This window comes from Paenibacillus sp. FSL W7-1088 (assembly GCF_037969855.1).
Taxonomy (GTDB): Bacteria; Bacillota; Bacilli; order Paenibacillales; family Paenibacillaceae; genus Paenibacillus.
Genome location: NZ_CP150216.1, coordinates 5,394,993 through 5,420,744, shown reverse-complemented (window position 1 = coordinate 5,420,744; position 25,752 = coordinate 5,394,993). Strand labels below are relative to the sequence as shown.

General features: G+C 46.6%; 25 protein-coding genes. 17 read left to right on the top strand and 8 right to left on the bottom strand.

The features are described from left to right. Positions 1–8: 8 nt before the first annotated feature. A complete protein-coding gene (locus tag MKY42_RS24460; RefSeq protein ID WP_090903749.1) occupies positions 9–902 on the bottom strand; it encodes a LysR family transcriptional regulator in 894 nt (297 codons plus the stop codon). Positions 903–1,086: 184 nt separating this feature from the next. Here MKY42_RS24460 and MKY42_RS24455 point away from each other — a divergent pair, with 184 nt between their 5' ends. After that, positions 1,087–1,671, top strand: a complete 585-nt coding sequence (locus MKY42_RS24455; RefSeq protein ID WP_090904004.1) for an ankyrin repeat domain-containing protein — start codon at positions 1,087–1,089, stop codon at positions 1,669–1,671. Next, on the top strand, positions 1,668–3,023 hold the full coding sequence (locus tag MKY42_RS24450; RefSeq protein WP_090903748.1) for a uracil/xanthine transporter: 1,356 nt from the start codon (positions 1,668–1,670) through the stop codon (positions 3,021–3,023). The genes MKY42_RS24455 and MKY42_RS24450 overlap by 4 nt, the downstream gene beginning before the upstream one ends. 67 nt (positions 3,024–3,090) lie before the next feature. On the opposite strand, the gene MKY42_RS24445 is transcribed toward MKY42_RS24450, so the two are convergent. Further along, complete coding sequence (locus MKY42_RS24445) at positions 3,091–3,468, bottom strand: PilZ domain-containing protein (RefSeq protein WP_090903747.1); 378 nt, start codon at positions 3,466–3,468, stop codon at positions 3,091–3,093. A 174-nt stretch (positions 3,469–3,642) separates the two neighbouring features. Here MKY42_RS24445 and MKY42_RS24440 point away from each other — a divergent pair, with 174 nt between their 5' ends. Next, positions 3,643–5,274 carry a hypothetical protein gene (locus tag MKY42_RS24440; RefSeq protein WP_339845363.1) on the top strand — a complete coding sequence of 544 codons (1,632 nt, stop codon included), beginning with the start codon at positions 3,643–3,645 and terminating at the stop codon, positions 5,272–5,274. 12 nt (positions 5,275–5,286) lie between these two features. Here MKY42_RS24440 and MKY42_RS24435 read toward each other — a convergent pair whose 3' ends face one another. Genes MKY42_RS24435 through MKY42_RS24425 form a run of 3 tightly spaced genes read right to left on the bottom strand, consistent with a single transcriptional unit; the run spans position 5,287 to position 7,807 of the window. After that, positions 5,287–6,336, bottom strand: coding sequence for an alpha/beta fold hydrolase (locus tag MKY42_RS24435; protein WP_256222331.1), 1,050 nt, complete (start codon positions 6,334–6,336; stop codon positions 5,287–5,289). After that, positions 6,309–6,998 (bottom strand): N-acetyltransferase, encoded by a 690-nt coding sequence (locus MKY42_RS24430; protein ID WP_179263541.1) that lies wholly within the window; start codon positions 6,996–6,998, stop codon positions 6,309–6,311. The genes MKY42_RS24435 and MKY42_RS24430 overlap by 28 nt, the downstream gene beginning before the upstream one ends. After that, positions 6,995–7,807 (bottom strand): MerR family transcriptional regulator, encoded by an 813-nt coding sequence (locus MKY42_RS24425; RefSeq protein WP_339845357.1) that lies wholly within the window; start codon positions 7,805–7,807, stop codon positions 6,995–6,997. Before MKY42_RS24425 ends, MKY42_RS24430 begins: the two co-directional genes overlap by 4 nt. A 101-nt stretch (positions 7,808–7,908) precedes the next feature. On the opposite strand from MKY42_RS24425, the gene MKY42_RS24420 reads away from it, so the two are divergent. The 8 genes from MKY42_RS24420 to MKY42_RS24385 all read left to right on the top strand — a co-directional run bounded on the left by MKY42_RS24420 (position 7,909) and on the right by MKY42_RS24385 (position 15,844). Beyond that, positions 7,909–8,358: a DUF6386 family protein gene (locus MKY42_RS24420; RefSeq protein ID WP_090903742.1), complete on the top strand. Its 450-nt coding sequence runs from the start codon at positions 7,909–7,911 to the stop codon at positions 8,356–8,358. Between the two features lie 35 nt (positions 8,359–8,393). Then, a complete protein-coding gene (locus MKY42_RS24415) occupies positions 8,394–9,035 on the top strand; it encodes an SMI1/KNR4 family protein (RefSeq protein WP_339845354.1) in 642 nt (213 codons plus the stop codon). 39 nt (positions 9,036–9,074) lie between these two features. Beyond that, on the top strand, positions 9,075–9,401 hold the full coding sequence (locus MKY42_RS24410) for a hypothetical protein (protein ID WP_109998890.1): 327 nt from the start codon (positions 9,075–9,077) through the stop codon (positions 9,399–9,401). A 138-nt stretch (positions 9,402–9,539) separates the two neighbouring features. Next, positions 9,540–10,088 (top strand): sigma-70 family RNA polymerase sigma factor, encoded by a 549-nt coding sequence (locus tag MKY42_RS24405; RefSeq protein ID WP_244192776.1) that lies wholly within the window; start codon positions 9,540–9,542, stop codon positions 10,086–10,088. Beyond that, positions 10,078–11,220: a DUF4179 domain-containing protein gene (locus tag MKY42_RS24400; protein ID WP_090903740.1), complete on the top strand. Its 1,143-nt coding sequence runs from the start codon at positions 10,078–10,080 to the stop codon at positions 11,218–11,220. Before MKY42_RS24405 ends, MKY42_RS24400 begins: the two co-directional genes overlap by 11 nt. A 198-nt stretch (positions 11,221–11,418) precedes the next feature. Beyond that, the gene (locus MKY42_RS24395) at positions 11,419–12,462 is read left to right on the top strand and encodes a pectate lyase (protein ID WP_339845343.1); all 1,044 of its coding nucleotides are present in this window, start codon (positions 11,419–11,421) and stop codon (positions 12,460–12,462) included. Between the two features lie 367 nt (positions 12,463–12,829). After that, positions 12,830–14,311 carry a methyl-accepting chemotaxis protein gene (locus MKY42_RS24390; RefSeq protein WP_177185848.1) on the top strand — a complete coding sequence of 494 codons (1,482 nt, stop codon included), beginning with the start codon at positions 12,830–12,832 and terminating at the stop codon, positions 14,309–14,311. A gap of 309 nt (positions 14,312–14,620) precedes the next feature. Next, on the top strand, positions 14,621–15,844 hold the full coding sequence (locus MKY42_RS24385; RefSeq protein ID WP_339845339.1) for a GNAT family N-acetyltransferase: 1,224 nt from the start codon (positions 14,621–14,623) through the stop codon (positions 15,842–15,844). Positions 15,845–15,973: 129 nt separating this feature from the next. On the opposite strand, the gene MKY42_RS24380 is transcribed toward MKY42_RS24385, so the two are convergent. Next, complete coding sequence (locus tag MKY42_RS24380) at positions 15,974–16,339, bottom strand: VOC family protein (protein ID WP_090903737.1); 366 nt, start codon at positions 16,337–16,339, stop codon at positions 15,974–15,976. A gap of 192 nt (positions 16,340–16,531) precedes the next feature. Beyond that, a complete protein-coding gene (locus MKY42_RS24375; protein WP_339845335.1) occupies positions 16,532–18,184 on the bottom strand; it encodes an alkaline phosphatase in 1,653 nt (550 codons plus the stop codon). A gap of 191 nt (positions 18,185–18,375) precedes the next feature. Between MKY42_RS24375 and MKY42_RS24370 the strand changes: the two genes are divergently transcribed. The 3 genes from MKY42_RS24370 to MKY42_RS24360 all read left to right on the top strand — a co-directional run bounded on the left by MKY42_RS24370 (position 18,376) and on the right by MKY42_RS24360 (position 21,971). Further along, the gene (locus MKY42_RS24370) at positions 18,376–19,026 is read left to right on the top strand and encodes a hypothetical protein (RefSeq protein WP_339845332.1); all 651 of its coding nucleotides are present in this window, start codon (positions 18,376–18,378) and stop codon (positions 19,024–19,026) included. A gap of 5 nt (positions 19,027–19,031) precedes the next feature. Beyond that, complete coding sequence (locus tag MKY42_RS24365; RefSeq protein ID WP_339845329.1) at positions 19,032–19,199, top strand: hypothetical protein; 168 nt, start codon at positions 19,032–19,034, stop codon at positions 19,197–19,199. A 528-nt stretch (positions 19,200–19,727) separates the two neighbouring features. Then, positions 19,728–21,971: a carboxylesterase family protein gene (locus tag MKY42_RS24360; RefSeq protein ID WP_339845326.1), complete on the top strand. Its 2,244-nt coding sequence runs from the start codon at positions 19,728–19,730 to the stop codon at positions 21,969–21,971. Positions 21,972–22,079: 108 nt separating this feature from the next. Here MKY42_RS24360 and MKY42_RS24355 read toward each other — a convergent pair whose 3' ends face one another. Beyond that, positions 22,080–23,666 (bottom strand): stalk domain-containing protein, encoded by a 1,587-nt coding sequence (locus MKY42_RS24355; protein ID WP_339845323.1) that lies wholly within the window; start codon positions 23,664–23,666, stop codon positions 22,080–22,082. 258 nt (positions 23,667–23,924) lie between these two features. Here MKY42_RS24355 and MKY42_RS24350 point away from each other — a divergent pair, with 258 nt between their 5' ends. The 3 genes from MKY42_RS24350 (at position 23,925) to MKY42_RS24340 (ending at position 25,694) form a co-directional block, all read left to right on the top strand. Next, positions 23,925–24,143, top strand: a complete 219-nt coding sequence (locus MKY42_RS24350; RefSeq protein ID WP_062325685.1) for a helix-turn-helix transcriptional regulator — start codon at positions 23,925–23,927, stop codon at positions 24,141–24,143. Then, the gene (locus tag MKY42_RS24345; protein ID WP_179263555.1) at positions 24,124–24,567 is read left to right on the top strand and encodes a hypothetical protein; all 444 of its coding nucleotides are present in this window, start codon (positions 24,124–24,126) and stop codon (positions 24,565–24,567) included. Before MKY42_RS24350 ends, MKY42_RS24345 begins: the two co-directional genes overlap by 20 nt. 164 nt (positions 24,568–24,731) lie before the next feature. Further along, positions 24,732–25,694, top strand: coding sequence for an AraC family transcriptional regulator (locus MKY42_RS24340; RefSeq protein ID WP_090903732.1), 963 nt, complete (start codon positions 24,732–24,734; stop codon positions 25,692–25,694). The last annotated feature ends 58 nt before the right edge of the window (positions 25,695–25,752 follow it).

Below are 25,752 nucleotides of genomic sequence, written 5' to 3'. Positions count from 1 at the left end.
GCTGGACACTAAAGCGAGCGAGAAGGCAGCAGCTCCTGAACCAATTGCACAAAGTGCTGCGCGGGCTTGGACAGGTGACGATTGCGATGCCACACAAGCGCAGAATCTACGGTGGATTGCGCATCTTGAATACGATAGACATGAAAAGGATGCTCATGATAAAGCTGAAGAACCGTATGAGGCACGATGGAGCTTGCAAAACCGAGTCGTACAAGTTCCAGCAACATGTTAATATCCGAGCATTCGCCAGCAATGGAAGGATTCACGTGATGCTCACGGAATTTCTGTAATATCAGTTCGAACATCCCGAGTCCTTCAGTGCTAGGAAGCAAGAGAGGGATATCGGTCAGCTTTTGAAAATAAATCCCGCGCTCATCCGCTGACTTCAGCGGTGTGGAGGAAATATAGAAGAGAGCTTCCTGCGGTAGATGCAGCACTTCATATTGCTCTGTTTTGACAGGCATCCGTACACAGGCAAGCTCGATTTTGCCTTCACCCAAGAGCTGGCAGAGCTGTGCAGATTCATTTTGCTGAATTTTATACGTCACCTGAGGGTGTGTTGTCCGAAACTGCTGGAGCGCCTGCGGGATCAAACGATCTGAAATCGTATTAATGCCAAGAGACAGCTTGCCCCGAATGCCATACCTGAAGCTCTGCATCTCCATGACAGCTTCCTCCATGTATTTGGTCATTGTGACCGCATAATCATAGAAGCTTCGACCCGCCTGTGTCAGCTCCATGCTGCGTCCTTTGCGTTCAAACAAAGCTACGCCGAGCTCGTCTTCCATCAGCTTGAGCTGTTGGCTTAGAGGAGGCTGAGCCATGTGTAATCTGCGCGCTGCTGCCGTGATCTGTCTCTCCTCGGCAATCGCGATGAAATAGCGACATTGTTTGATATCCACGTGTGTTCTCCTTATTCGCAGCGATATGTTTTTCATATGGAAAACCAACAAAACATGTATTTTCAATATACTATTATCCTATGTTAACATACATAAGGTTTAAACACTTCAAATCACACATGTAGATTATGATGTATTGAATATATGCCGTGAGGATGACGAAGAATTGGAGGGTGAAGGTGCGATGCTGAAAACAATACATGCAGCTGCTGAAGCTGGACATACGGATGATGTGCTGCGGTTTATCGCACAAGGAACCAGAGTGAATGACCGGGATGCGCGAGGACGGACACCTCTGATGGCCGCGGTATATGGCAACAAGCCAGAGACGGCAAGTACACTTATTGAAGCGGGAGCGGATGTGAACATCCAGGATCAACGACTGGACAACATGCTGCTGTATGCCAGTGCGGAAGGTTTGCGTGAAATGGTTGAACTGGCTATAAAAGCAGGTGCTGATACCCGGATTACGAATCGCTTTGGTGGCACAGCTCTGATTCCTGCTTCAGATCGAGGTCATGTCGATATTGTGGAGATCCTTCTGAAAGACACGGATGTGGATGTGAACCATATCAACAATCTGGGCTGGACAGCTTTGCTGGAAGCGGTCATTCTGGGGGATGGCGGCACTCGCCATCAGCAGATCGTAGCATTGCTTTTGCAATATGGTGCCGATCCTTCTATTGCGGACCGGGACGGCGTTACAGCACTTGCGCATGCCCGGAGGCATCATTATATAGAAATGGAGCGAATGTTAACTCAATCATGAACAGACATCAAGAGCAATCTTTGCAAAATAATATCAAGGGTGCGTCATCGCTTGCATTGGCAGGCATTCAGTGGTTCTTCTTCCTGTTTACCAACACAGTGGTGGTGCCGTTATCCATCGGACATAATTTTCAGCTTTCACCGGAGGCCATTGCTGCGTCGATGCAGCATGCCTTTTTGCTTACTGGGGCTGTGTGTATATTACAGGCGTTCTTTGGACATCGTTATGCCGTGATGGATGGTCCCTCAGGATTATGGTGGGGACTGACACTAAGCTTAACGGCCTCGGCTTCATCAGCAGGCATGAGTTTGGAACGTATCGGGGGAGGATTGGCTGCAGGTTTTCTGTTAGCGGGTCTGACAATGATGATCCTTGGCGGACTTGGAGCTGCGCATGTGCTTCAGAAGCTGTTCACACCAATGGTCAAGAGTGCGATGTTATTCCTGATGACGATTCAATTGACCATGAATTTCTTCAAAGGCATGATTGGATACACCGAGTTTGGCACATTCAACCTGCCTGTAGCGGCGTTGTCCGTTGCTATAGCGTTTCTTGTGGCCTTAATCCAGCTTAAGGGAAAAGGCAAGCTCGGCAACTACTCCATCCTGATTGGCATCGTGACGGGGTGGATTGCCTATAGTTTTGTGTTTCCTGGACAACATGCAGGAGCATCCGGTCAACAAGATTTAAACCTGTTTTCCTGGTTTCCGTGGGGGACGCCGAAGTGGGAGCCGGGTATTGTTATCACAGCTTTTTTTGTCGGGCTGGTGAATATGACGAACTCCATCACCACGTTAAGCTCCGTCGAAAAAATATATGAAGTACAAACGACCAGCCAACAATATAAACGATCGTACATGCTCACAGGATTGTTCACCATGTTATCTGCATGTGTAGGTGTGCTGCCGTTCGGATTATTTGCTTCTTCAATCGGATTCCTGGAGAGCACCCGTATTCTGAAACGGGCTGCGTTTGTTGTTGGAGCAGGCATGTTATGTATGTTGGGACTTACACCTTCCGTGACAGCCTTTTTCGCACAAATCCCTCCAAGTGTAGGGAGTGCCGTGCTATTTGTAGCCTATTTGCAAATGTTTGGTACAGCTCTAAGAACACTCGAAGGCACCACCTTTAATTCCAAAACAATCTATCGTGTGGCACTTCCGGTTCTTACAGGTGTTGCTGTAATGAACATCCCTGCTGAAGCGTTTCATGCTCTGCCCATGTATCTCATTCCGATCATTAGCAATGGACTCGTCATTGGAGTTGTGGTGTCACTTTTGCTCGAAATCACAGTGGATTGGTCCAAAATGGACAATACAACTAATACAACTACTGCTACCAAAGCAGCCTGAATATCTAAAATATTGGAACAGTCCGGTACATCGGGCTGTTTTTTTGTTGGGTTGGTAGCTCTCCCGGTTACTTCACCATAATTTTGCCTTGCCCCGCAAGCATTCTCATTTCTCTGGATAAACGCTCATGATTGCCTTGCTGGATCTCCAGCTGTACCCCGTAGTGCCATTGGTTATTCTCTTCTTTGCCCCAACGCAGCGTTCCTTCCAAATACAAGGGGTCTTCAAAAAGCAGCAAGTTCATGCCGATTCGGATGTTATTGGACTCCACATGCAGATTTAACGGGAAAGAAAGCTGACAGCCGGATCGGCTGATATCGCATAATTCCGCTTGAATGGGTTTGGGTGGTGCAGAGGCGCCGTTAATGCTGAGTATAAAAATTTCAAACGTTATTGGTTCTTTTAAAGTATAGCGAAAAGGTTCTCTTCTAAGGTTGATAGCCATGGTTTCCTCCACAAAATCAAAAAAAGTCAGTTATGATTATATCGTCATTTTTGCTAAAAAAATGAAGAGATTAAGCTGTTTTCTAACACCTTCAGTTTTCACATATATAACATGAACCTAGTTAGCTCTTGAATGCCTTTAACCAGTGTGCCGGGCTTGATATAATGGTTGGATATGGTTCTGATTTTTCACCTGGATCAGAATGGGAAGGAGCGGATTAGGTTGCGTCAATTTTCTTCGGAATTTCAGGAAAAAATTAATCGATTGGGAACCGGAAATGTTCAACAAACAGTTGAACAACTGCGTGAAGTGGGCATGTCCAGGGTCTATGCAGCAATTCCGGCCATAATACGGATGATGGATAATCGTCATTCAGCCATTATTCAAGCAGCGGAGCAGGCGGTCGCCACTTTGCTTGCAGTGTGTCCTCTTACGGAACTGGTTTGGTTGAATGAACATGTAAGGGAATGGCGTCCTTCTCCACTGGAATGGAAGAAGTCTGTCGAACGAGAAATGCGTACCATGGATCTAGCGAGTGCTACCCGACTTTCTGTGTTGACGATGCATTGGAGTGGATACATTAGAGAGGCAGCGGTTCGAAAAATGATCGAGAACGATCAACCGTATACCTTTCCTTATTTGCTGCTTCGTTTAAATGATTGGGTGCCCGAAATCCGTGATTTGGCCAAATTGGCACTCGAGCGCAAGCGCAAGCCCGAATATGCTAAGCTATGGATGGAAAATATCATATTGGTGGAACGACTTCGAATCTGTGGCCGGGATTTGTTCGAGGAGTGGATTGAATCTATTCATAACTTGCTGCGTCAAAAGGAATGCAGGTATGTCATTCATTCGGCAAGGGTATCACCGGATGCCTATATTCGTCGCCTGGCGTTTCGCATCTCGATTGAAGAAAATGGAACAGATAACGGCATGATTATAGAGCAGGCACTGCGTGACGACGATCCATCCATCCGTAGGTGGGCGGCGTGGCAGGTGGATGGTATATTGTCAGGACAGAATCTGAAAGAAGCGCTTCTTCGCATGCAACAGGACAGTATACCTTCAATCCGCCGGGAAAGTCTGGCGTCTTTGGCTACCATGTTTCCTGAGGATGCGAAAGAGATTATAGCTGATCGGCTGTTGGACCCGGACCTCTCGGTAAGGGATACAGCTCGAAGGCACGGGAAGCAATGGATGAAGGGGAGTTATGCGGAGTGGTACCTTGATATGATCTGGAGTGAGGAGCGAGGCCACCTGGCTGCTGCTATTGCCGGTCTTGGAGAGACAGGGGAAAAGGCAGACGCTGAGGTTGTGTTTGATTATGCGCAGCACTCAGTAGTTGCGGTAAGGAAGGCTGTCATAAGAGGACTGACGCGGCTAAACCCTTCTTCCTACGGTCCTTATTTTATAAATATGCTGCAAGATCCTCAACCAGGTATTTCGCGTGAAGCCTGCCGAGCATTGAGGCGTCATCCTCATCTCATTCCTCCAGATGAAGTCGCAGAGCTGTTGGGGGATAAAGCTGCCAAGCCTCATGTAATCCGAAATGTGCTACGTATCATTTCTGTTATGGATAGATGGACTCAACTCGGTCTCCTACTTCGACTGCTACCAACAGCCCAACCTGAATGGGTGAAGCACACGCTTCTTCGTCAATTACACAACTGGGTTGAATTCCCAAATCGCAGTTATGGCATTAGATTGACCATTGTACAGCTGGAGCGCCTTCATCAATATTTGGAATGGTGTCGACCTGAACTGGACAACGACCTGATCCGTCGGCTGGAGTGGCTTATACAATGAATGTAATCAATCTTAAGATTTATCCCTAATAGAGTTCAAAAATTGAACGATATCGTCCAAATAGTGTGCGTCCATAAGCTTTCGTGGAGAGAACAAGGCGGTTGCATAGGTTTTGAACGTAGAATGCACCAGTGAAGAGGGCAGCATCGAATGATCTGCATCCGGTAGTTTGGTTACACTGAGCAGTGACTGTGGAATCATCTGACGATACACACGTTCTGTCTCTTGAACATCGACATTTATATCTCTACCTCCAAGCACAAGATGAACAGGGCTATGAAACGAAGCTAGCCCATCTGTGGCATCCGATTCCACATTGTTGACGATAAACGTCCAGCGCTCCTTGGAAATGAGCTGCTCCTTATTAGCCATGTGCAGGTATTCATCATAGGTGGCCTTGTTTCGAATCAGCTGCAGAACCTGGTCATTATAGAGCTGTCTTGCAGTGATCTCTTCCCTGGTATATCCTTCCTGGAGCATTTCTTGCCGGGTGTTGTATCTGCCCTGTGTAATCCAGTTGATGGCGGGGGAAACCAAAATGCTAAATGCAATACCCGCATCTTGTTTCACGACGTATGGAATGACCCATCCAGCCTGGCTGGCACCCCACAAACCAATTCGATCTTGATCAATAGAGGCTTCTTTTCTGGCCCATTCAAGGGCGGTTAAGACATCCTGTGCACGATCCTCCATGGTTTGGTCAAGCCAGTTCCCCGAGGAACCACCAATACCAGGTTTATCCAACGAGAGGGAGGCATATCCCGCCATGGCAAGCTTTTCCCACAAAGGTCGGTATCCACCGTCATAACTGGCATTAATTGGACCATCTCCATGTACAAAAACGACAAGGCCAACCTTATCTGAATGATGTTTGGGCAGTGCGAGTATACCCGTTAATTGTCCATGTGCGGTTGGAATGGAGATGCGTGTTTCTTTCATGTTGAATGTGTTCTGAACGAGCACCCAAGACACAATGAACAGAATGATGATCAGCGCAGTGATCAGCCATCTGAAAAGTGGGAGTGTGAATAATCTTAATCTAGGGGATAAATGTTTGAACAATGGAATACCTCCTCGATGTCTGAGATAGGGCTGATCATGAAAATCCATTCGGGTTCACGGAACAGGAATTTTCTGAAAGGGCTGGTATGTGATGATTTCCCTCTGAAGTTCATTTGATTATAAAGATGAATGGCTGGCGTGTTTTTGCTGGATACATGCAAAGATATATATTCACAATGAAGACGTTGTTTTGCGAATTTTTGAGCTGTAATCAGCAGCTGTCTGGCAATTCCACGCTTTCGGTGACTTGTGGCTACAGCCAGATGCTCAATGTAACATTCCTGTGGACCCGGCTTATAGTCCAAGGCAATCATCCCGACCATAAATGTGAAGACATTGCGTAGTCCGTATTGCTTGCAAAGCTTACGGAATGGAATTTGGTGGATCTCTTTTTTTATATGTAGTTTTTTTTTGAGGTACCATTTCAGGTATAGAACCCCCACAACCTGATTTCCATCCATAGCAATGAACTGCCTACTGGATAGTGAGTTTCCCTGCTCAACCCATATAGCGCCAAGCAAGTCAACTATCTCTGTTGGGGCGAGCGGCACAAGAGCCTCAAACTTGGCTGCAAAAGAATGGACTATTAACGTTCGGACAGCCAGTTGATGTTGATTGTGATCATCATAGTCAACAATTTGAATCGGAGTCGTGAGGTTCATGATTGGTTCCTTTCTTTCACTTCAGCGTGAGTGACCTCAATTCTGGCCTGGATCTCATAGTGTAATTGATCAGTTCCTAACATGGAGAGATAGGACTTTTCAATTAAAATTATTGGGTCTACCAGCACATAAGCAGCTTGAAATGCGTGTTCGTTAAGGTGATGAATTTCCTGGGCAATATTTTCTTCGGATGTCACTGTGAAGGATCTGGTTAGATACAAACCTTTTTCCACAAAAGAATCGCTGATAGCATTAGAAGACGGTACACAGACAGCAACCTGATCTGAGCTATACAGGTAGTGAAAATCAGTTTCAAACAATGCATGTTGTTCCGTACGATGCTGATACAGTGCACGGGCATGCAAAGATTCGTTTGGTTGGATGGTGATCCAAGTGGTGAAGTGCCGAACGGGAATTTCCTTCATCACATATATGGGTATACGCTGATCCTGCTGTGATTGGCTGATCCATTCCTGCTGCTCCTGCAATATGCTCTGAATAAATTGCTTCATATGGATCAACGAATCAATCTGTGATTGTACATCTTGAAGCGAATCGGTTAATAATCCGTAATAGTCATCTGCGGAATAGGAGAGCAGGCACTCTTTGATTTGCTGAACAGGGACATTCAGCTTACGCAATAAAAGGATGTGAGAAAGCTGGTAGATCTCATCCATTCCATACATACGGTAGTGGTTGGTATCCACATAAGCTGGGAAAAGTATCTTTTTTTCCTCGAAATATCGAATTTGATGGACTGAAACATGCATTAATTTGGATAGTTCGCGAATTGTGATGTAGTTGTTCATCGTGCTCACTCCTGTCTGATTTGATGGAATAGGTTCACTATAAACCTTAGGTCTGACCTAAGGTCAAGCTGTTTATTTTGAATAAGGAAGTGAGATATAGAATGAACGGGAAATTTCAGTTCTTCACGGATACGGCAGCATTGTGCCTGTATGATCTGGCGGCGCTAAAACATCGTGTTGAAGATACACCGGACTGGTGGTCTATTGCAGAGGATGAACTGACTGAGGTAAATGCAGGCAACTGTTTGTTTCTGAACCTGGGTGAAGATGGACAGTATGAGGTGACATGGAGTCTGGATGATGCGGGGAAGGAACTGGAGACTGCACAGGTATACCATTTACGTGTCCCTTCCGGTAACGTGTATCTGGGAGCTGCCGATGATGTAACTGGGGGTGAGTTGGAGCCGGATGAGTCATGTGGCGGTGTATTGCTCCAGTTGAAACCTGGAAATTATGCATGTACGGTAACGAAGGAAGACAACCAAATTTCGATTAACATCACACCCAGTCTGCAAAGCGAAAATAGTTTGAATGACTTGATCCGGATCTAATATTATGGGTACGCAATGGAAGGAGGCATATGGAAATGGAAATGGAAATGGAAATGTACAAGGCCCAGTTGGAACGCATACAGGGAAAGTTGAACAAACTTCAGACTCTGGACCCGGAGCGGAATCTGTTTGGGGCAGAGAATCATCAATATGATATGGCTCCGGTATGGACATTGGATGAGATTAAGGCATTTGAACAGAAATGGAAGATAGAGCTGCCTGAAGAGTATCAAGCTTTTCTGCTTGGGGTTGGCAGTGGTGGAACAGGTCCCTATTATGGGCTGGAAAAGCCTGAAAACGGCATATATTTGGTGATGGATTATGAGGATGAGTTGAATGCGATTTCCGAGCCGTTCCCACATGTGGAATCCTGGAATTGGGATGTTGACTGGTACGACGACAGCAAGGAAGAGGACGAGTGGGCAGCGCTTGAACATGAGTATTATGATCCGAAATGGTCGGCAGGGATGCTGCGAATCAGTGATTTTGGATGTGGCGTGTCACTTAATCTGATTGTGAAGGGATTGTCCTACGGAGAGATCTGGACCGATGATCGAGCGAACAGTAATGGGATTTATCCGGATCATTATATGGGCAACACGGAGCGGCTGGGTTTTCTGGACTGGTATGAATTGTGGCTGGACCGCTCGATCAATGACTTGAATGAGGAAGATTAGTGGTTTTTAGCTAACTTTTAGATGGAAGGAGGTACCCTGATGGGCTGGGAATATGGCATCAGAACAACAAATCCTGTCATTTTACCTCGGATTGTGAAGCGACTGGCGGACTCCTTAACCTTCTCCGACTTGTATAAGCTGGAGCATTATGAAGATGGGTTTGCGTTGCTACAGGAGGATTCGTCCTGGCCTGAAGCTCTACAAGTCTCGATTGAAGTGGCATCGGGAATGGATGAGATTGTGGAGGGAGAGTTGTACATCTATTGTCTGTTCCATACTTGGGGTGACATCGCAGCAAACTGGCTAAGGCAGATGGAAGCAGCTGCGAATCAGGAAGACACTGAGCTGGAATGGTTTGAACTTTAAATAATGATGCGGAAATCCATACAAGAGCTTCCTCCTCAGGATTAGGCGGGGCTTTTTTGTGATGGAAAATAAATAAAAAACGGTTTGGCTTGTTCATCCGTCTTAAACCACAGAAAGAGAGAAGGAGGGGATTGCGGGGTGGAAACCAAAGCCGAGATGAAAAAGATGCTGTTTGTACAGAGCGAAGACGAGACGGCATTTGTCCAATCCATCATGGAGCATCAGGACACGCTGATCTCCATTGCCTACAGTTACCTGCGTAATCGTCATGATGCGCTCGAAGCCGTACAGGAGATGACATGCCGGGCCTGGATCAAGCGTCGCTCTCTGAAAAATGAGAAGGCGTTCAAATCGTGGATTATTCGTATTCTGATCTACGTGTGCATTGATGAACAAAGACGTCGCAAACGGGCCACACCACTGCCAAGCGAAGGGTTGGAAGAGGCGATATCCGAGTCTGGCAGTGCAGAATGCAGCGACAACAGACTTGCGATGTGGACCATGCTTGAGAAAATCAAACCTAAATATCGCCATGTATTACTGCTGAAATACTATAATGACATGACGTCGATTGAGATTGCCTCCATTCTTGGCAAACCGGAGGGCACCATCAAGACCTGGCAGCATAAAGGGTTGGAACTGTTACGGAAACAGATGAAGAACAGGGGGGATTGGCATGACAACTAGTCCGGAGGAACAGGCACTTTTCGCAGATGCTTCCCAGGCTAAGCTGGAGAGACAGCAATTGAATCCGGCGGACACGGCCTTTGCCATTCAGCGAGGTCTGGCAAAGGCAAGAACTCGGCGAATGACAGGTCATGTGCAATTAAAGTGGATTACGGCGGTGCTCGTAACAGCTCTGGCAGCCGGTTGGCTGCTGATGGGTCCACTTGGCGCTTCTACACCACAACAGGCAATGTACAGCCAGCCCGCACAGAATTGGGGAGTTCTTGAACCTTTTCGGGAGTTGGCTGGAAAAGAGGTAGACGGAAACACGATTTCATCCGCAATTAACAATGGTTATGTACAGCTCGTGAATCGTTCTGTGAAATCAGGAATATATCAGTTAACCGTCAATGCAGTGATGGCGGATGAAAACAAGATGATCGTATTGTACACAGCCCAGACGGATGCTTCCCAGGAGATATATTCAGTTCCCAAAACGAATGTGGTCAATGGCATGACGAACCAATCGCTTGGCTATAGCGGTATAAGCAGCTTGTACACCCCAAATGGAAAGTATACACTTTACGGACGCAGCACCGTTGAAATGGATGGGAATACACCGCTTCCTGATCAAGTGAAGTTCGATTTTCGCATTTCATCTGTAGTTCCTGATCTGTTGGCTGACACGAATAAGGTTAAAAAAGATCCCAAATACCAATTCTCGAAACCGATGGAAGTGAGCTTCGATCTGGACCCTAAATTTTCGGTACCCAAGACAGAAAAGATCAAACTTAATCAGTTATTTACGATTGGGGGTCATGAGGTATTGTTATCTGAAGCAGAGGTATCACCACTTATGACACGGGTAAGATTTATCTATGAACCTAATCAAAAAATTGATTATAAAACTAAACTCTCCGTCAGTGATGTGGTTAACCCTATCGAGATTGTATCCACGACCAAGGACGGGCAGAAGACCAAATTGTCCGGTGTATCAGGTAATGGGACGGAAGATGGAATGATCTATTCCTTTAGTAGTAATCTGCTGGATGGCCCACAATCTCTGGTATTAAAACTTCGCGGTGAACCCGGCAAAGTTTACGATGATTGGCAGGAAGCCGAGAAACATATGCTGGAACTGAGAATCAAATAGGATTCAGAAGAAGGGCGATACAAATTCATGGTTTTTGCAGATGACTTTGTGTCGTCCTTTCATTTTTCTTATACGGGGACTGCTGTTGCAAAAAAATAAAAATAATGGTTAAATTGCAATTTTTGTATTGTCACATCCGATGTTACACGATATAATCTACTTGTCTTGCAGGATAAAATTATAAAGGATGGTGAAATTTTGAAGAAATTTTCGATTCTTTTACTCGCTGTAACACTGTTATTGTTAGCAGTCTCCACGGCACCCGCTACATATGGTGCGGCCAGTTATCCCAACACAGGCACGAATGGTTTAACGGGTTTTGCCGGTAACGCCAAAAATGAGAGTGGTGTATCTAAATCAGCCACGACAGGTGGCAAGAACGGTCAGGTTGTCTACGTCAGCAATCTGAATGATTTGCGAACGCATATGGCAGGCTCAACTGCCAAGATTGTAGTTATTGAACAAAATATTTCTTCTTCTACGTTGCAAAAAGTCGAATTTGGATCGAACAAAACGTTGGTCGGTTCCTTTGATAAACACACGCTGACAAACATTCATTTCAGATCGACGTCCAGCTCAAGCAATGTTATTTTTCAGAACCTGACTTTTGAACACGCTTCCAATATTAATGCTAACGACGATATCCAGATGTATATTACTTCAGGCTCCAACTACTGGATCGATCACGTGACGTTCTCCGGCCATAGCTACAGCTCAAGCGGTAGTGATCTGGACAAGCTGCTGTACATTGGGGATCGCGCAGATTATATTACGATCAGCAATTCCAAATTTGCAAACCACAAATACGGAATTATTCTCGGATATCCGAATGATGGCAACAGCAGCTATAATGGTGTACCTCATGTAACTATGGCTAATAATTATTTTGAAAATCTGTATGTACGTGGTCCTGGTCTCATGAGATACGGTTATTTCCATATCAAAAACAATTACGCCAACAACTTTAACCAGGCGATCACCATTGGAGAGAAAGCTCGTATTTATTCCGAAAACAATTATTTCGGTGCTGGTGCTGAAAAAGGCGGTATTCTGGATGATAAAGGAAACGGGGAATTTACGGATACAGGCAGTACACCTGCTTTAAGCAGTCCGTCTTCTCCAAAAACGAACTGGAGACCAAGCTCCAACTACAGCTATGAAGTGCAGACAGCCAGTTATGCCCGCGAGTTTGTCACCAAGTATGCAGGTTCGTCTAACAACACACTTGTGTTCGGGAAATGAAAGGTAGCTGATCTCCTTCTGGAATAACAGATTAGAAGTCATGGCCCCCAATGATGATGTGGATTGAATAGATTAGCATGTAAAAGCCCGTATCCCTGATGCGGGTTTTTACTATGTTTTTACTATGGAGAAAACCAAATAAAATCCCTGAAATATTAGTACATATTATATTCCTTCATATATTAAAAATTTATAATAAAAATCCGATATACATTAAGTGTGTTTTCATGTTTATGAAGACCTAATGTACTATAACAAAGCCCTAGGATTTTGCGATTCGTTCATAAGCAAGGACCATAGACTGATAAAAGATAGTACAGAAAATGTTTCGCCATGGTATTTAATTGATAAAAAGGACGGGAAATTCATGAATCGTTATGATGAAATCATCTGGAAAAGGAACAAGCTGATCTGTATCATCCTGTGGGTTATTGTTGCCATCGGTTTTGGTATGGCCTTTCTGGAACCCAAGCTGCTCGTTTCGAATGGGGTAGCTATTTTATTCGCGGGTTGGGTAACCTACGCAAACATCAAAAAGAAATATATCCATGTGATCCCGTGGCTTTGTACGCTCCTGATTACGGTCTGTGGAGTTTATGCAGGCTGGGGAAGTGTTAACATCACTTTAAGTCTGGTTATCACTTCAGTGTTATTGCTCTATCCTGACAAGAAACTGTTCACAACCGGATTTCTCGTTCTGCTTGCCATTAGTATTCTTCAGGTTGTTCTGGTGGAGACAAAGAGCTCCGAGGAATTTATTGGCCATATTGTTGATGTAGGATTGTTTGCACTTACCGGAGCTATTCTGATGATGGTTTCCCAGTTAAATCAAAGACTCTTTTGGGATAGCGAAGCCCGTTGGCAAGAGGTGGAGCATTCCAAAATGAGAGTGGAAACCATGCTTGTAAGGGTCAAAGAATCTGTAGAGGGGCTATCTCGTTATACGGACCAACTGAAGCAAAAAGTAACCGACACCGGCTCCATTACCCATGAAGTGACGCTTGGATTCAGCGAGGTGGCCAAAGGGGTCGAATTCCAGGCCACCAGTGTGGCTGAAATTTCAGAGTCCTTGTCCTTGTCGGATCAGCATATACGCGATGTAGCTTCCTACTCGCATCAGATGAAAGAACTGTCTGCGAGCATGGCAACGAGCACGGAAACAGGCAGTACACAGATGGAGCAACTGAATGTCCAGATGCAGGAGCTGTATGAAACGATTGATACCACAGCCAGCGATATGAGCAAGTTTAACGAGGAAAGTGAGTCCATGTCTCTAATGCTGAACAGCATCTCGGATATTGCAAATCAGACGAATCTGCTTGCGCTTAATGCAGCGATTGAAGCAGCCCGTGCAGGAGAGCATGGACGTGGGTTTGCAGTCGTATCGGAAGAAGTTCGCAAGCTGGCGGAACACTCCGGTCAATCGGCTAATGATATTGCAGTCATTTTGTTCCGTTTGAGAGGACAGACTCAGGCGTTGACGGATCGATTCGAACGCATTCGCCTCGCTTTGCAAGCAGGGAAAGACAGTGTTGAAACGGCAGAAGAGGTTTTCCGTATGATCAACAGCAATTCGCAGCAAGTATTGAATCAGGCCGCAGATATCGAGAGCAGTTCAGTCACCATGAGAGAATCTTCTACAAAAGTGGTTAATGAGGTTTCGGAAATTTCAAGTGTGACCCAGCAATCGAGTGCTGCAACGGAAGAAATTCTTGCCAGTATGGAAGAACAGCGCAATCTGACCCAGAAGATGGTGGACAGCTTCGGAGAATTAGAGCAACTGATTGTGGACCTGAGCGATTTGGTATCGGACAAGAACGAGATACGTTCTACAACTGATACGTTGTAAAATAAAGCAGGGCCGAAGCTGGATTACTGCATCGGAGTCATCTGATTACACCAATTTATATTCGAAGTTCAGTTACTGAGCCTGTCTCCAACCATGATGTGGGGCAGGCTTGGTTGTTTTTTTTGGATGGGATGATCTATCTCTGGCTGTTAACAACGAAATCATTGTGGATGTTCATCCAGGCCCACTATAATGGGAGGAATAGGAATACATAAAAACGTTGGAGAGAACGAGATTCTTTACTTACATAAGGAGGCAGAACGATATTTATCAATGAAGCGCCAATATTATCTCGTGGGGGAGCAGAACGTGAAGATTGGAATAACGGAACAAAAGCAGGCGAGATGCGACCAGACAGATGAATCGATGAATGAAAATTACGGTAGTCGCGTTCGCTTCTATGATCGGAACTCGCTTGAAGATATGGACTGGCCTAACACCGGGGACGGCAGATATGCAAGAGCATATTTGGAACCCCTGATGCTGCAAGGGACGCGGGGCTTCATGATAAATGTAAGCACAAACCTGCTTATCGCACGGATCGACGATCTTGTGCTTCCGTTGACGGTAAATGAGGCAGAGTATGAAAATTCTTACGTTTGTTCGCCTTATACGCATTATGTACGGTATGCCAAGCAGGAGTTGATACTGCTTCAGAAACCATTACTGGAAAAAGGGCTCTCCGCGCTGCTGAGTGTAGTGGGGTGGGGAATGCGGCATTCACAAATAAACAAGGTTGTACATGTCAACAACTGGCTGTTCTCAACAAACCTGTATCCAGCCATGTCAGGAGAGCAGGCGGTTTGTCTGCTTGCAGCAGTAAAGGAGCGTTATCCTGAGCATGCCGTCGTATTTCGCTCCTTGTGCCCCGGGCTTCACTCTGATCTGACGGAAGAGCTGAAGCAAGCAGGTTGTCAACTGATTCCGAGCCGTCAAATCTATTTGTACCAGCCGAATGATCCGAATTTTGGTAATGCGAAGTCGCGCTGGCTGCTGAAGCGGGATTACGAATTATTGGCCAAGCACGGATATGAATTCGTTTCCGAAGCGAATCTGACGGAGGAAGATATTCCACGAATTGCGGAGCTGTACAAGCTGCTATACCTTGAAAAATACTCTTATAATAATCCGCAATTCAGTGAACAGTTCATCGCCACAGCAAAAGCTTCTGGAGCGCTGGCCCTGTATGGTCTGCGGAAGGAAGGACGCTTAGATGCGGTTATGGGATACTTCTGTCGAAATGGGGTGATGACAACGCCGTTGTTCGGTTACGATACGGCGCTACCCCAATCCATCGGGCTGTACCGCATGCTGTCAGCTTGCCTGATTAGACAGGCCCGTGAGAACGGCCATCTGTTGCATGAGAGTGCTGGTGCTGCGCAGTTCAAGCGCAACCGTGGGGCTGTGCCCAATTTCGAGTATTCCGCTGTGTATGAGCGCCATCTGCCAATGAGCAGACGTTGGTGCTGGCTGCTGCTTGAACGGCTTTTGAATCGCATGGGTGTACCGCTAATGCGTCGGATGAAGCTGTAAACTTGTACAACAGCACGCTGACGCCGTACTATGTGGGGTGTACGTGTAGGTTTGACTCCACACACAACAGGTCAGTCATCCTGAAACGTACACTTATTTGGAACCGCTCCCCACATGCTCGAGCCTTAATCATGCATGTTCGGCCAACTGCACTTCGAAGCCATCTGGGTCGGTAATGTAAATAAACCGCAGATGCGGATTGGGCTGGACGGGGCCTCGTGCAATCGGGATGCCTAATGTAGCGAGCTGCTCCATGGCTTCGTCCAGTGACCTTACCTCATAGCCAATTGAAACGCCGGCCTCTGGCTTGAGAGTGGTTTCGCTGCCCTCAATCAGTTCCAGCTTCGTTTCATTTTCTGGGCCCAGCATGGCAATCTGCCGTCCACGGCTTTCGAATCTGCGCTGAATCGGCAGCCCGAGCATGTCGTGGTAGAAGCAGAGCGATGCTTCCAGATCGCGTACCCGCAGTGTGATCCAGTTTAGTCTGATCAACATAGGTGAACCTCTCCTTTATGGCGTCAATATTCATAAACGTTATACTTATTATACGATAAGCCTGTGCATGGGCCTACCATACACGTTACCTTTGTATATAGAAGTTGGACTTAAAAGTGAAATCGAAAAACTGCCCAAGAATATTCTTGGGCAGTTTAGTTAAGAGTGCCGTTCAATGAGCAGGCACTTTTTTTATTGAATCAGCTCAATCGCATCCTGTGACACAAAGGCTTCTACGCCATTGTAGACAATAACGCCATCCAGGGTTGTTTTTTTACCATTAACGAGCGCGATATTTGTGTAGATTTGCAGTTCAAGCTTGGTGCTGCCTTTTGTTACGAGGATCTTTGGATTTTTGGCATCTGTCAGATCCAGCTTGTACGTTGCTCCTTTGGCAGTAAAAGCCTGTTTCGCAGGCACAAACAATTGTTTGCTAACGCTATCGAGGTCAAGGTCCAGCACACGTGCCATGTATTTGGCTACATCCGTGTTGTCGATAACACCGAAAGGGCGATCATTATTCGGAGCGTACGTATATAGCACAACATCTCCGCCCGTGTGACCGCCAGTGGTCCAGCCGATGCCGGAACGTTTGCTGATCATCGGTCCAACCGTATAATTGAGGCTGCCAGGACTGGCCGCTTTAATGGTAGCGATTTCCTCGGAAGTCAGGTCGGTAATGCCATAGTATTGCTTCATCACAGCTTTGATATTAGTTCGTTTGGCATTCAGCTTGGTTTCCAAACCTTCGCCTGTCAGCTTGGCCTTTTTCAGAGGTCCGATAAATGTGGACAACGGTTCTTTATCATAAGTGCCTGTAGTTGAGGCATTGCCGATAGTCAATCCACCGTTCTGGTGGTCCGTAACAGCGACAACAACGGTTTCTTGATCTTTTTTGGCAAAATCCGTGGCTACTTTGACGGCATCGTCGAACGCCAGCACGTCACTGATAATGCCGATTGGATCGTTGGCATGTGCTGCCCAGTCGACCTTGCTGCCCTCAACCATCAGGAAGAAACCATCTTCATCTTTGGAAAGAACCTCGATCGCTTTAGTTGTCATCTCGGCGAGGCTTGGCTGTTTAGCTGGATCACGATCCATATTGTAAGCCATGCCTGCCGGGGCAAACATGCCCCATAGCTTGCCTGAAGCGGAAGCTTTCATCGCCGCCGGAGTAGTCACATAGTCGTAGCCCAGTGCCTTGATGGATGAGACCAGATTTTCGCCATCTTTGCGTCCCGCAGGCTCCAAATAGCTGCTTCCTCCACCGAGAACAACGTCCATACCGTTATAGACCTGCTGTTTGCTCAGTGCATCATAGTTTTTGCGATCTGGATAGTGGGCCGAGAAGTCAGCCGGCGTGGCGTGCATAATTTCAGATGTCGCAATGATGCCAGTTGCTTTGCCTGCAAGTCTGGATGCTTCCAGGATAGAAGCGACCGGTTTTTTGGCATCTCCCGGTGCGATGGCTTTTTGTCCAGGCATCGTTGCTTTATCAGGCAGTACTCCGACATACCCTGTATGTGATTTATGACCTGTAGCAAAGGCTGTTCCCGCAGGGGCCGAGTCCGCAATCGGCGCATCCGCAGAGTGTGTACGAACCATGCCACTAGCCATGGAGTCCAATGTAAGAGAGGAACCCTTGTACCAACGGGCCAGAGCGGTGGCATCGTTAGCCATACCGTCAGGAATGAGTATGATGACATTTTTGATTGGTGAACTAGAAGTTGTTGAGATGGTGTCTTCCACAGCCCAAGCTGCACTACTGCCTCCCAGCGTAGCCGTAACAATCGTCGTTACCGCGAGCATCATTTTGGCCGCACGGGTATTGAATCGGTTTAACATGAACACATCCTCCTAATAATATGTATAGTTTGGTATCCAAAACCCAGTGTATACAATGAATGATAAGTGAGCGTATGCACTGGATTAAGTAAATGTAAAGTTTACGATTAGGGAGAAGGAATCGAATCAAAAAATGAAGATGAGTAAGGTTGGAACCGTTCTGTATATATTAAGGTTTACACTGGTTGTTTATGGAGAGGTTTACAGCGGAACTTCAGTTCGGTATGATTTTTGTATTGAAATATGTGTCTGAAGAAGCGGTGTGTGGACAAGGAGGTGTGCGAATGTATTACCGTATCGGAATTGTTGGGCCGAAGCCGTCCATCGAGCGCACCATGCGTGCTTTGCACGAGCAGAATCTGGGGGCGAGCTTTGAGCTATACCCGTATGAACACGCCAGGGAAACGGGGGACATTATTACCAGGAACCGAGAGAATGTACACGGGTGGGTGTTTACGGGTCCGATTCCCTATCTGACAGCCCAAGCCGTGTTGCATGAAAAAGAAGATGCCATCTACTGTCCGCCTACAGGGGCCAGTTTATATAAAGCTATGCTCCAAGCCGTTTATACATTGGACAGCCCCGTGAAAGACATCTCTATTGATATGACTGACAATGAGAGCTGGGGGCTGATGGACAGCCTGGAAGAGCTGAATTTCTCGGAGGAGCAGTTACGCAAATACGTGTTTTCCATACACTATGATGTACAGGAAATGATCGAATTCCACGTTCGTCACTGGCAGAAGGGCACACCAAGGCAGCGATTACATGCCTGTATGCAGTATATGAAGGACTTTTCGAGAGAGGGGTTCCAGTCTTCAAAATCGACTCGACCAAGTTAGAGACGGTGCAGGCCGTTCGCATGCTGATTGAACAGATTCGCAGCTCCGCATTCAAGGACAGTCAGATCGGTGTGCTTATGATCGAGATCGATCGGCTGCATGAGGCAGGAGAACAATCCACTGAGCGTTACCCGCTGCAACATTTGGAGTTGAAGATCAAGCTACGTATATGATCGTTGGCAGCGAACTACCTGCCCCACATCACCACCCGGAATTCGATATCGATGAAGCGGTATTGGCTTCGGCCGTGGAACTGCTGGAAAGATTGGCACGAACGTTGGATTAATTGAGCTTCATTCAAAAGAGCCATACATGTAGGGATCACTTCCTAGTCATGGGTGGCTCTTTACTTTGGGTCCCTAGGGGAGTTCATAATGAGTATGATTAAAAAAAATATTGCTAGCGCTTTCATTTCGTGCTAACATCTCCATAACAACAGGGTTGTAACCGATCTCTCGGGCAATACCTGTACGGTTCATTCGTTTATGATTTCATTATCAAACTATTGATTGCGTTTACAACTGAAAAATGGATCTAACCTCATTAATCCTCAGGGTTGTTACTGATTGCAGGCAAAACCTGGATTGAGGGCAGAAGACCGCGTTAAGCGACGTCTGTTTGCCTTTGATTCAGGTTTTTTTATATAAAAAACGCCTGACTCATTCCATCACACACTATTAGACAGCGAGGAGATTTAAGACATGAAAACTATCAAACGTACGATCGCCGTAGCAACCATTCTGGGTTTATGTGTATCAGGTCTGCCTGCGTATGCGGCCGGAATGTCAGGTTCCGCTTCTTCCACAGCCATGGACAAACTGATTCAATCCCAGCTGATTCGTGGCAATGGTCAGGGCGTTAATGAAGCCTATCTGAACAAAAAGGCAACCCGTATACAGGCTGCTGTGCTCTACTTGCGTCTGTCAGGTTTGGAACAGGAGGCACTCGCCTACAACGGTACGGATACGTATGAAGATGCTGCACAAGCAGGCAAGCTGCTGCAACCGGTGGTTGGGTATTTGAAGTTGCATCCGTATCTGTCTGGAATTGCAGCAGGAAGCGAACGTTTTGAACCCAATGCACCGTTGACAACGGAAGGATATGCCGAAATGCTGCTGAAGGTACTTGGATATGAGGCAGGTACAGACTACAATCAAGGAGAAGCTTCCACTTATGCATCCGTTAAGGGGGTGAAGGCGCTTCAAGGTAAGGGTACGAGCGAACTTACCAATCGCCAGATGGCGGAGGCAACCGCACAGGCATTGCAGGCACAGCTCAAGAATGGCAGCGAGACCTTGGAGAAGCACTGGATGAAACATAAACAGGTTCAGGCATTCAAACCTCAAACGTTGCAGCAGACGAAATATGGCGCCATTGATGGCATAACCTATGAACAATACGGTACGCTCGGCTGGCTTGGTGTTCCTTATGCCGCACCTCCGGTAGGTGAACTGCGCTGGAAAGCTCCGCGTGAAGCGGAGGCATGGACGGAAACCAGACCAGCGAAACAATTTGCTGCGAACAGCTTGCAGTTATCCGGTAAAAATACAGCAGGAAGCGAGGATTCGCTGTACCTCAACATCTGGCGTCCCGATACAACCAGCTCGAAACTTCCGGTGATGGTGTTTCTGCACGGCGGCGGGAATATGACCGGATCAGGCAAGGATTTTCAGGGTGAACAGCTTGCGCGTAAAACGAACAGCATCATCATTTCCGTGAACTACAGACTTGGAGCACTTGGATTCTTTCAAAACGCGGCGCTGAAAACCGGCAATGCCCTGGATGATTCCGGCAACTACGGTTTGCTGGATGCATTCCGTGCATTGCAGTGGGTACAGGATAATATCGAAGGTTTCGGCGGAGACAGGGGCAATGTGACTTTGGCCGGACAATCTGCAGGAGCCCGTGATGTTCTCGCAACCCTCATATCTCCACTCAGCAAAGGGCTATACCAGAAAGCCGTCGCCTTCAGTGGAGGCTTGACCACAGCGGCACCGGAAGATGGAGAGAAGAGGTCCGAGAATGCGCTCGTAAAATTGCTCGTGGCAGAGGGCAAAGCGACTACGGATGAAGAAGCCAAAACATGGATTGCTGAACAATCTCAGGTACAGCTGGAGACCTATCTGCGCGAGTTGCCTGCGGACAAGCTGGTCACTGCATTCGGTGCCACGGCGATCCGTATGGAGCCGTTCCCTCACCTGTTCCGTGATGGTACAGTCATTCCAAAAGAAGGATTTGACGCCATCAACAGCGGTAATTATGCACAAGTGCCTGTACTGCTGGGCAGTCTGGAAACCGAATTCTCCGGATTTGCCTTTGGTGATCCGAACTTTGTTCCATCGATTGACGATGGAACCCTGTTTACCGATAAGACCAAGGCGGAGCAGTATGCTGCAGCCCTGAAATACGGCAGCGAGGCTTATGCAGGTTTTAATGCAGAGCGTGTAGCTGAACGTTTGACCAGTGAGGAGGGACAACCTCCGGTATATGCTTACCGTTTTGCATGGGGCACACAGCCTGGCGTCATCTCCGAACGGTTGCAAACGTTGCTTGGCGCACCACATGGAGCGGACATGGACTTTTATACAGGGCATGCGGACGGTATAGCAGCCTATTTCCCGGAAGGTTATTTCAGTGAAACGAACAAACCTGGTCGTGAGCAATTGTCTGAAGCCATGGCAGCTTATCTGAAACAGTTTCTGTACACGGGCAACCCGGGTAATGGTGGCTCGACTGAACTGGCGGCATGGACACCTTGGACGAAAGATGCCAAGACTCCGATCATGCGTCTGGATGCGAACAATACCACAGCAGAGATTGGCATGTCCTCACAGTATAACGAAGGCAAGGAAGCGGTAATGGCGAAGATGAAGAAAGAATTGTCTGAAGAAACGTACAAGCTGTTGACGGAAAAAGTATTTGCAGGCCGATTCTTCTGGGAATAAGTCCGGCATATAGGAGTCAGTAAAATAAAAAGGACAAGAAAGCATACTCTCTTGTCCTTTTTATTTATGGTTGTGAAGCTAATTCCTTCTACATAAAGGTTGCTCGACCTATTTTTTTGCGAAAAAACTAAGTGTTCCTGTGCTCTCGTCCGCGCTTACAAACAGGCTGCGCCCATTAACCCGATGGATGCCTTCCGGCGATTCACCAGCAGTGGGGATAAGCCCGAGGTAAGCCGGATTTACCGGATCAGCAAGATCGAAGAACAAAATGGCATCTGCCCTTTCGGAAGCCACTGCCGCGTAGGTCTTGCCTTCGATCGTTGCTACCGTCAAATTCTCAACTTCACTGCCTTTGTTGGGACTGCGGTCATCCGGGTACAAGCCAGTCTTGGCCGTTGCTTCGTCAATGAGGTTCTGGCTATCGTACATCCGCTTTCCCTGCAGATCCCAGACCGCAATATTGCGTCCGCCTGCTTTTACCCCATCGTCAAATTCATCCTTGCCCAAATCACCTTCATTGGCAGTCAACAGGTATTTGCCATCAGCAGAGAAAGCAATACCATCCGGCTCATAACGAGCGGTTAAACTCTCAGTAAATTGGACAATGCCGTCATCTTTCAGATCGGCTTGATGTGAAGTGGTGCCTAGCGAAAAGATCGAGCTGATCTTCTTCGTCTCCAGATCAACAACAGCAATGGCATTGTTCTCCTGCAACGTTACGGCTGCTGTTTTGCTGTCAGGACTAATGGCAACATACTCTGGTTGTGGATCATGCAGATAGCTTGCTCCAGCTACATTTTCCAGGGCTACCGGCAAGTTGGTGATCTCACCTTCAAGTACGTTTCCGCCAGCAAAAGATACAATCATGATGCTGCCTGGACGCTTCGCATTGGCATAATCAATCTCATCGGCGGCTTTGTTAAGTTCTTCATCCTCAATGGCAATAACTGCATGCAGGCCGTCAGGTGACAACGCGATGGAGTCTGGACCGATGCCAAGTTCATACGTCTTCACGGTTTTGTAGGTTGTGAGGTCAACAATCGCCAGCAATCCCTTATTGGCTTCAGTGTCCGTATCGCCTGTACGAATCACGGCAAGCCCGTATTTGCCATCCTTGGATACCGTTACGCTCGTTACTTCCGCTTTGGCGGAGAGGTCATGGAAGCTGACGGTCTTCAAAACGTTGATGTTATTCAGGTCTGCAATATCCAGCACGGAAATGCTGCCATTGTCCGCTTCGGTTACCAACAGACGTTGACCATCAGGAGTAGAGGCTGATATTTCAGCCTTGCCTCCGGGCATCTGAAAGGCCGCAGTCTGTTCAAATCCGGTTTTATTTTGGTTCAGGATCAATTGATTCGTGATTAGCTTTAGCGTTTTGGGAGATACATACGTTATTCCATTGGCGATATAGCTTTTGCTGTCCAGTGGAGTTTTTACACCGTTAATGGTGGCTGTGGCCGTCCCGACCGGGAGCTGTGCCTGTATGTCTCCTAGCTGAATATCGACCCTTTGCTTGCTTCCGTCCCAAGTGACTTTTCCCTGCATATTTTGTATCGCTGTTCGTAGTACGACATGATCGTTAGCAGGTTCAAGTGTGTTAGCCGCATAGGCCATCGGCGTGTAGCTTGTTGCTCCTGTAGTGAGTATGGCTGTCATGGACATAACGGCGAGCCATTGATTTCTCTTTTTCAATGTTCTAGATCCCCTTTACCGTTTCGTGTGTGATGGTATGTACAATTGTTTTAGTATAGGGATGAAATGTTACGGAAGGGTAAAAACACAAAGTGAGTTGTGTAAAATCGTAAACAGGAACGATTTTCATCTGAATAACAGCTGAGATAGCGGGAAATCAACAACAAATCCCTGGAATGGAAAGCTCGCTTTACATGTTGAAGAAATTTTGATATATTTACGGAAAGTTAACTTTCCATTTTTGAAGGAGCTATTATATTGAAAAACAGACTGGAAGAAATTCGAAAGAAAAATGGAATCAAGCAGGAGGAACTTGCCGACAGATTGGAGGTGTCCAGACAGACGATCGGATCATTGGAGAACGGTCGTTACAATCCTTCCATTATTCTTGCATTCAAAATTGCCCGTTATTTTGACATGAGCATCGAAGAAATTTTCATTTACGAGGAGGAGCAGGATGATGAAAGCAACCAATAAGTGGGTGCATGTACTACTGGCAATGGCAGGTCTGGTTATGACATGTATTGGTGGGTTTGCTCTGAGAGGTGAAGCATTAAGCGGAGTCTCGGGTTTGTTGATCGGTTCAGGTTCGGTGCTTCTGGTTCTGGGGCTTGGCAATACGGTGCATTCCATATGGATGAACAAGTCTTCTAATCAGGCAATGTATGCTGAGCGATTGAGACAGAAGGAGATCGATGTTCAAGATGAACGCACTATTCGGTTGAAGGAAAAAGCAGGCTGGAAAACAAATATTACTATTTTTTATATTCTGATGGCCGTAACCGTGCTATTTAGTCTGATCGGTGTAGAACCGATTGTCGTGACTGTACTGGCGAGTGTTTTCATTTTTCAAATTGGGCTGGGCATCTTCCTATTCAATTATTACGCGAAAAAAATGTGAAAATGCCCCTTGGGACGACCGCTTCAATATGAAGGGTAACGATCTCGTCATGGGACTGGTCGAAAATGTGAAATTGCGGTAAAATTAATTGAGAATAGTTCTCAATAAGGTTGAATCCATTTCCTTTTCGAGGATCATGATCAATACAGGCGAGGTGAAAACTCATGGGTTTCGATTCGTTAGCCGTTGTATACCAACATTATTTAACGCAGGAACCATTCCGTCAGCAGGATGAACATACGTACCTGCTCTCTGCTAAAGCGGGCTGTGGCAATATCAAAAGAGTTACCACGTATAGTGGTATCGAAATTGTGTATTCTCAGATTAATTATAGTGAGCCGTGTCCTACATTCTTTGCGTCGAATATTCCCATCATTGAGCTGCAGTTTGCCTTGTCAGGTGCGCGTTATGTAGACATATCCGGTCAGGAATATACGCTGTCTACTGGACAGGGAGCACTCCTTATGATGCGTGATTTTGAAGCCTGGTTCCACCCGCCTGCGCAGGAGAATTATACTTCTTTTGCCATCGGCATTCCGATCTCATTGTTCAATTATGCGGGTGCACAATTGGCAACCAGCAAGTCCATTCGTTTTCAGGACATTTTGGGGCATTGTGTATTCAAGCCTATCATATTTCAGCTGGATCACAGAATTCGAACGATGATTGACAGTCTGATTGGCGAATTGAATAACCCCTTCCGATCTTCCTTAATGATGGAAGCGACTGCATTGGAGATATTGAATCGGTTTATGATTCAGCTGTTTGATCTGGCACCTATCCCTTTAGGATTCTCCAGAGAGGATATACGGAAGCTGCATACCGCCCGGGAGATTATGGAGGCATGTATGGTGGACCCTCCATCCCTGCTGGCGTTGTCCAAACAGGTGGGTCTGAATGATTTCAAATTGAAAAAAGGCTTCAAAGCGCTGTTCGGCACTACCGTTTTTGAATATTTGCGTCAGATTCGTCTGGATAACGCCATGAAATTGCTGCGCAGCCAAGAGAACAACGTCACTGAGGCAGCGATCGCAGTTGGTTACAGCAATATCAGTGCCTTTTCCCAGCAATTCTATCGCAAATTCGGTGTGAAGCCATCGGAAATGAAAAAAAATATTAATAATTAATCCGTCTAACCGTTAATTGTTCCGTATGGAGGCAGTCGAGATTCTTTCAACCTTATAT

Excerpts from the sequence above, each read along its gene's own strand:
- MKY42_RS24420 (WP_090903742.1), top strand. The coding sequence starts at position 7,909 with ATGAACGGGAAATTTCAGTTCTTCACGGATACGGCAGCATTGTGCCTG.
- MKY42_RS24380 (WP_090903737.1), bottom strand. The coding sequence starts at position 16,339 with ATGTTGATCAGACTAAACTGGATCACACTGCGGGTACGCGATCTGGAA.
- MKY42_RS24370 (WP_339845332.1), top strand. The coding sequence starts at position 18,376 with ATGGAGAGGTTTACAGCGGAACTTCAGTTCGGTATGATTTTTGTATTG.
- MKY42_RS24360 (WP_339845326.1), top strand. The coding sequence starts at position 19,728 with ATGAAAACTATCAAACGTACGATCGCCGTAGCAACCATTCTGGGTTTA.
- MKY42_RS24410 (WP_109998890.1), top strand. The coding sequence starts at position 9,075 with ATGGGCTGGGAATATGGCATCAGAACAACAAATCCTGTCATTTTACCT.
- MKY42_RS24445 (WP_090903747.1), bottom strand. The coding sequence starts at position 3,468 with ATGGCTATCAACCTTAGAAGAGAACCTTTTCGCTATACTTTAAAAGAA.
- MKY42_RS24430 (WP_179263541.1), bottom strand. The coding sequence starts at position 6,998 with ATGAACCTCACGACTCCGATTCAAATTGTTGACTATGATGATCACAAT.
- MKY42_RS24400 (WP_090903740.1), top strand. The coding sequence starts at position 10,078 with ATGACAACTAGTCCGGAGGAACAGGCACTTTTCGCAGATGCTTCCCAG.
- MKY42_RS24375 (WP_339845335.1), bottom strand. The coding sequence starts at position 18,184 with ATGTTAAACCGATTCAATACCCGTGCGGCCAAAATGATGCTCGCGGTA.
- MKY42_RS24425 (WP_339845357.1), bottom strand. The coding sequence starts at position 7,807 with ATGAACAACTACATCACAATTCGCGAACTATCCAAATTAATGCATGTT.
- MKY42_RS24340 (WP_090903732.1), top strand. The coding sequence starts at position 24,732 with ATGGGTTTCGATTCGTTAGCCGTTGTATACCAACATTATTTAACGCAG.
- MKY42_RS24450 (WP_090903748.1), top strand. The coding sequence starts at position 1,668 with ATGAACAGACATCAAGAGCAATCTTTGCAAAATAATATCAAGGGTGCG.
- MKY42_RS24345 (WP_179263555.1), top strand. The coding sequence starts at position 24,124 with ATGATGAAAGCAACCAATAAGTGGGTGCATGTACTACTGGCAATGGCA.
- MKY42_RS24455 (WP_090904004.1), top strand. The coding sequence starts at position 1,087 with ATGCTGAAAACAATACATGCAGCTGCTGAAGCTGGACATACGGATGAT.
- MKY42_RS24440 (WP_339845363.1), top strand. The coding sequence starts at position 3,643 with ATGGTTCTGATTTTTCACCTGGATCAGAATGGGAAGGAGCGGATTAGG.
- MKY42_RS24415 (WP_339845354.1), top strand. The coding sequence starts at position 8,394 with ATGGAAATGGAAATGGAAATGTACAAGGCCCAGTTGGAACGCATACAG.
- MKY42_RS24390 (WP_177185848.1), top strand. The coding sequence starts at position 12,830 with ATGAATCGTTATGATGAAATCATCTGGAAAAGGAACAAGCTGATCTGT.